1 protein-coding gene is annotated in these 6,438 nt (G+C 65.5%); it reads right to left on the bottom strand.

What is annotated here, in order from left to right:
- On the bottom strand, nt 1-6,438 hold a 6,438-nt coding region (locus C1D09_RS11220), incomplete at both ends, for a non-ribosomal peptide synthetase (protein ID WP_143974324.1).

Here is a 6,438-nt window from a genome sequence, read left to right as displayed (position 1 = left end):
TGCGCCAAGGCCAGCGGCGCATGCTCGTGCTGCAAAAGCTCCGCAAGGCGCAGATGCGCGTCCCGCACGCCCGCGGCAACGCCCCTGCCATCCAGGTCCAGTCGCAGCGGCAGCGTGTTGATGAACAGGCCCATCGCCCGGTCAGCACCGGCGCCGGCCTGCATGCGTCCAAGCAGCACCGTGCCGAACACCACCGTCTCGCGGCCCGACGTGCGCGCCACCACCTGCCCCCACGCGACATGGCAGAGGCTGGCAAGGCTCACGCCCAGGCGACGGGCCTGCATTCGAAGCCGGTCGTTGAGCGCCTGCGGCAGCTTCCGGTACACTTCGACGACACCCTCGCCGTCGCCCAGCACCTGCGTCAGGCCGAATGGCAGCGAAGCCTCCTCGACATCGCCAAGCCGCTCGCGGAAGTAGCGCTCATGCTCCACCTTAGCGACCCCAAGGCGGGCCTGCGCCACAACGTTGCGGAACGGCTCCGCAACAGGCAATTCGGCCTCTCGACCCGCCAGGAGCGCATCGATCTCCATGAAGAAGGGGTCTGCTGAAGCAGCATCCTCGATCAGGTGGTGACTGGCTATTTGCAACAGCCAGCGATCGGCCTCGGGATCGCGCGCCACCACGTAGCGCATCAAGGGCGCCTGCGTCAGGTCGAGCCGCAGATGCTGCGGGGCGTAGCGACGCCGCAACTGCTCCACGCCGGAACCAGCGGCCGGATCGAGTTCGACCTCGGTGATGCTGAGCGGCGCATGGCGCCAAACCACCTGCACCGGCGAGGACAGGTCTTCCCAGACAAACGCCGTGCGCAGGATGGCGTGCCGGTCCACCACACGCTGCACCGCCGACAGATAACGGTCCAACCGGTCGCGCTCGGCAAAAGCCATCTGGCCACGGATCAGATAGGGATCACCCTTCTGCGCCAGCAGGTGGTGGAACAGGATGCCGTCCTGCAGCGGCGACAGCGCATAGATGTCCTCGACGTTCGCAATCCCGCCCGGCACCACTTCAACAACCCGGTCGATCTCAGCCTGGCTCAGCTGTGCCAGCGGCACCATGTCAGGCGTGATCCTTCGGCTCTCCCGCGTGATGCCGTTGGGAGGAACCGCCACCGCGCGGGCCCATCCGAGCTTCGCCGCAAAATCCGCTAGCCGGGGATGCTCGAACAGGTCGCGGATCGCCGCCCCAAGGCCCAGCCGGCGCAGACGCTCCAGCAGCTTCACCGCCAGCAGTGAATGGCCACCGAGTTCGAAGAAACTGTCCTGGCGTCCGACCTGCTCGACACGCAGCAACTCCGCCCACAGCCCGGCCAAGATAGCCTCCACCTCGCCCTGCGGTGGCTCGTACGCGCCACGCGCATAGGCCCCGTCCTCCGGCACCGGTAGCGCTCGTCGGTCGAGCTTGCCATTTGCACTCAGCGGCAGTGCCTCCATAACCACATAGGCCGCAGGCACCATGTATTCCGGCAGAAGGCCGCCCAGATACGTCCGCAGCATCGCCGCGAGATCAGCGCTAGCCTCGCCACGTGTTACCACATAGGCGACGAGCCGCTTGTCGCCAGGCGTATCTTCCCGCGCGATCACAGCCGCTTCACGCACCAGCGCATGCTCGCCAAGCCGCGCTTCGATCTCACCAAGCTCGATGCGGAAGCCGCGGACTTTGACCTGATGGTCGTTGCGGCCAAGGTATTCGATGTTGCCGTCCGGCAGGTAGCGCGCCAGATCGCCTGTCCGGTAGAGCCGCGCCTGTTGGTCGCTGCTGAACCGATCCGCAACGAAACGCTCCGCCGTCAGCTCGGGACGGTTCAGGTAGCCACGAGCGACGCCCACACCGCCTATATAAAGCTCACCCGAAACGCCGAGTGGAACAGGCTGGCCGTGCTCGTCCAGCACATACATCTTTGTGTTCGCGATCGGGCGGCCGATCGGGACAATGTTCCCGTCGAAGCCGGTCGGACAGGTCCAGGCCGTCACATCGATCGCCGCCTCTGTCGGACCGTACAGGTTGTGCAGCTTCGCCTGCGGCAGAAGGCGCTGGGCTTTGTGTACGCTCGAAGCCGGCAGCGCCTCACCGCTGCACACCACACGCTGCAGCGATGTGCAGTCCGCCACGCCCTCCACTTCCAGGAAGCTCGCCAGCATCGACGGCACGAAGTGTATCGTCGTGATCCGATACCGCTTGATCGCATCGACCATTGCGCTCGGGTCTTTGTGCTCCTCCGGTGCTGCCAACACCAGCCTGGCCCCGGTCAGCAGGGTCCAGAAGAACTCCCATCCAGAAACATCGAAGCTATACGGGGTCTTCTGCAGCACCACATCTTTGGCATCCAGGCGATAGGCATCCTGCATCCAGACCAAGCGGTTGACGAGCGCCCGATGTTCATTCTGCGCGCCCTTTGGCATCCCCGTGGAGCCTGAGGTGTAGATGACATAAGCGAGGTGACGCGGTGTCAGGCCAAGGGTTCTTCGATCGGGATCGTTCGCGGAGTAGTTCTCCCCCGCCGCCCACGCCTCATCCAGCGCGATCGTCTCGCGGTCGGACAGAGCATCGCCCAACGCGGCGCGGCCCACCTTGTCCACCAGCACCAGACGCGGATCGGCATCGCTGACCAGCCAGCCAAGCCGATCCTTGGGATAGCTGGGATCAAGCGGCACATAGGCACCGCCGGCCTTGAGCACGCCAAGCAGCCCGATTACCATCGCCGGTGAGCGCTCGACACAGAGCCCGACCCGGTCGTCCGGCTTCACACCAAGCCCGATCAGGCGATGCGCCAGACGATTGGCCTCGGCGTTCAATTCGCCATAGCTGAGTTCCTTATCGCCCTGCACCAGAGCAATCGCATCGGGATCACGCCGGACCTGTTCTTCGAACAGTTCATGGATGCATCGATCTGACGGATACCCAGCTTCCGTCCGGTTCCAGATCCCGACAATCAGCTCCCGCTCCTCGGGCGGCAGCACATCCAATGACCGCAATGGTGTCTCCGGCGCCTCATCCAGCGCCTGCGCCAGGCTCTCCAGCGCCCGGTGCACCATCCCGATGATGCGATCCGCCGACGCCGCCTCCACCATCTGCGCCGTCAAGCCAAGCTCGGTCCCAAAATCCTCCACCGACAGCGTCAGCGGATAGTTCGTCCTCTCGTCGCTCTCCAGCCACTCAGCACCGCTGAGGCTCGGGGTCGGGGCGACGTTATGTCGATAGTTCAGCAGCGCGCTGAACAGAGGGGTTCCCGCCGCCACCCCGCTGCAACGCTGCGCCAGCGCCAGCGGGGCATGCTCGTGCTGCAAGAGTTCCGCCAGCCGCAAGTGTGTGTCCCGTACACCGGCCGCCACACCTCGCCCATCCAGGTCCACCCGCAGCGGCAGCGTGTTGATGAACAGGCCCATCGCCCGGTCGGCGCCTGCACTGGCCTGCATGCGGCCAAGCAGCACCGTTCCAAACACCACCTTTTCGCGCCCGGACGCACGCGCCACCACCTGGCCCCATGCGACATGGCAAAGGCTGGCAAGGCTCACGCCCAGGCGCCGGGCCTGGCTGCGCAGACGATCGTTGAGGGGCTGCGGCAGCATCCGGTGTATTTCGGCCACTCCCTTGCCATCGCCGCGCACCTCGGCAAGGCCGAATGGCAGCACCGGCTCATCGACATCGCCCAGCCGCTCGCGGAAGTAGCGCTCATGTTCCGCCGCCGAGACCCCGAGACGCGCCTGTGCCACGACATCGCGGAACTGCTCCGCAACAGGCAGTTCAGGCTCCCGTCCCGCCAGGATCGCCTCGATCTCCTCGGTCAGAATATCCAGAGTCGAGTGGTCTCCCACCAGATGGTGATAAAGCTCGACCAGGAGCCAGCGATCGGCCTCGGGATCCTTTGCCACCACGTAGCGCAGCAGCGGCGCTTGCGTCAGGTCGAGCCGCAAATGCTGCGGATCGTAGCGATGTCGCAACTGCTCCACGCCGGAACCAGCGGCCGGATCGAGTTCGACCTCGGTGACGCTGAGCGGCGCATGGCGCCACACCACCTGCACGGGCGAGGACAGGCCTTCCCAGACAAACGCCGTGCGCAGGATGTCGTGGCGATCGACCACACGCTGCACCGCCGACAGATAACGGTCCAACCGGTCGCGCTCGGCAAAAGCCATCTGGCCACGGATTAGATAGGGATCACCCTTCTGCGCCAGAAGGTGATGGAACAGGATGCCGTCCTGCAGCGGCGACAGCGCATAGATATCCTGAACGTTGGCGACACCGCCCGGCACTGCCGCCACCACCCGGTCGATCTCAGCCTGGCTCAGCTCCGCCAGCGGCACCATCGTCGGTGTGATCGTCCGGCTCTGCGGCGTGATGCCGTTGGCCGGAACCGTAACCTCGCGGCTGCGTCCCAGCTTCGCCGCAAAATCCGCTAGCCGGGGATGCTCGAACAGGTCGCGGATCGCCGCCCCAAGGCCCAGCCGGCGCAGACGCTCCAGCAGCCTGACCGCCAGCAGCGAATGGCCGCCGAGTTCGAAGAAACTGTCCTGGCGTCCGACCTGCTCGACACCCAGCAACTCTTGCCAGATCCCGGCAAGGATCGTCTCGACCTCGCCCTGCGGCGCCTCGTAAGCACCACGCGCATAGGCCTCTTCGTCCGGCGCCGGCAATGCCCTGCGGTCGAGCTTGCCGTTTGGTGTCAGCGGCAAGGCCTCAAGGGTCACATAGGCCGCCGGTACCATGTACTCCGGCAGGGTTGCGCTCAGATGCGCCCGCAACACCGCAGCAAGTTCGCCACCAGCATCGCTCTTGGCCTCATCCTTGGCCACGACATAGGCAACGAGCCGCTTGTCGCCAGGCGTGTCTTCGCGCGCGATCACCACCGCTTCGCGCACCAGCGCATGTCCGACCAGTCGCGCTTCGATCTCGCCAAGCTCGATGCGGAAGCCGCGGATCTTGACCTGATGATCGTTGCGGCCGAGGAACAACAGATTGCCGTCCGGCAGATAACGCACCAGATCGCCTGTGCGGTACATGCGTGCCTGTGGATCACCGCTGAAGCGATCCGCCACGAACCGCTCCGCCGTCAGTTCCGGACGGTTCAGGTAGCCGCGCGCGACGCCTGCCCCACCGATATAGAGCTCGCCCGCTACCCCGAGCGGAACAGGCTCGCCGTGACCGTCCAGCACATACATCTTGGTGTTCGCAATCGGACGGCCGATGGATTCATAGGGCTGGCCTGCATCCGTCCGCGAACCGACCTTTAGGCACGACGACCAGATCGTCGTCTCCGTCGGGCCATAGACATTCCACACCGACTGGACGCGGGCTTGCAGTCGCTTCGACAGATCCACCGGCAGCGCCTCGCCGCCACACAAGACGCGCATGTGCCGGGCGCCTGGCCAGTTCGCATCCAGCAGAGCCCGCCAGGTCGCCGGCGTCGCCTGCATGACGGTGACGCTGCTGCTTGCAATGAGGCGCTGCAAGGCGGTGGGATTGCTGGCGTCGTCCTTGCCGGCAAGCACAATGCAAGCGCCCCGGCTCAACGGCACGTACAGTTCCAGGCCAGCGATATCGAAGGCGATCGTCGTGACGGCGAGAAGCCTGTCCTGTGCCGTGATCCCAGATATGTCCGCCATCGCCTGGATCAGGTTGATGACGCCGCCATGCTCGACCATGACGCCCTTGGGCTTGCCGGTGGAGCCTGAGGTGTAGATGACATAGGCGAGGTGACGCGGTGTCAGGCCAAGTTCGCGTGGATCGGGATCGTTCGCGGGGTAGTCCTCCCCCTCCGCCCACGCCCCGTCCAGCGCGATCACTTCGCGACCGATCAGCGCCTCGCCCAGTGCTGTGCGCCCCGGCTTGTCGACCAGCACCAGACGCGGGTCGGCATCGCTGACCATCAGGCCGAGCCGCTCGCTGGGATAGCCGGGATCCAGCGGCACATAGGCCCCGCCCGCCTTCAGCACGCCGAGCAGGCCCACAACCATCACCATGCTGCGCTCCACGCACAGCCCAACCCGGTCGTCAGGCTTCACGCCAAGCCCGATCAGACGATGCGCCAGGCGATTGGCCTGCTCATTCAGCTCACCATAGGTGAGCGTCTGGTCTTCAAAGACGAGCGCCGTTGCCGTGGGATCCCTCCGCACCTGCTCCTCGAACAGCTGATGGATGCACCGATCCGACGGATAAGCAGCCTCCGTCCGGTTCCAGGTCTCGAGCACCAGCTCGCGCTCGTCTTGCGGAAGCACGTCCAGCGATCGCAGCGGCATCTCCGGCGCCTCTTCAAGCGCCTGCGCCAAGCTTTCCAGCGCCCGCTGCATCAGCCCGATGACGCGATCCCCCGACACCGCTTCCACGACCTGCGCCGTCAGTCCCAGCTCGGTCCCGAAGTCGTCGACCGCCAACGTCAGCGGATAGTTCGTCCGCTCCTCGCTCTCCAGCCACTCGGCACCGCTGAGGCTTGCAGTGTCCGCC

The sequence above is a fragment of the Mesorhizobium intechi genome, assembly GCF_002879535.1.
GTDB classification, from domain to species: Bacteria; Pseudomonadota; Alphaproteobacteria; order Rhizobiales; family Rhizobiaceae; genus Mesorhizobium; species Mesorhizobium intechi.
Note: the sequence above shows the minus strand (reverse complement) of the source record. Positions and strands in the feature narration are given on the sequence as shown.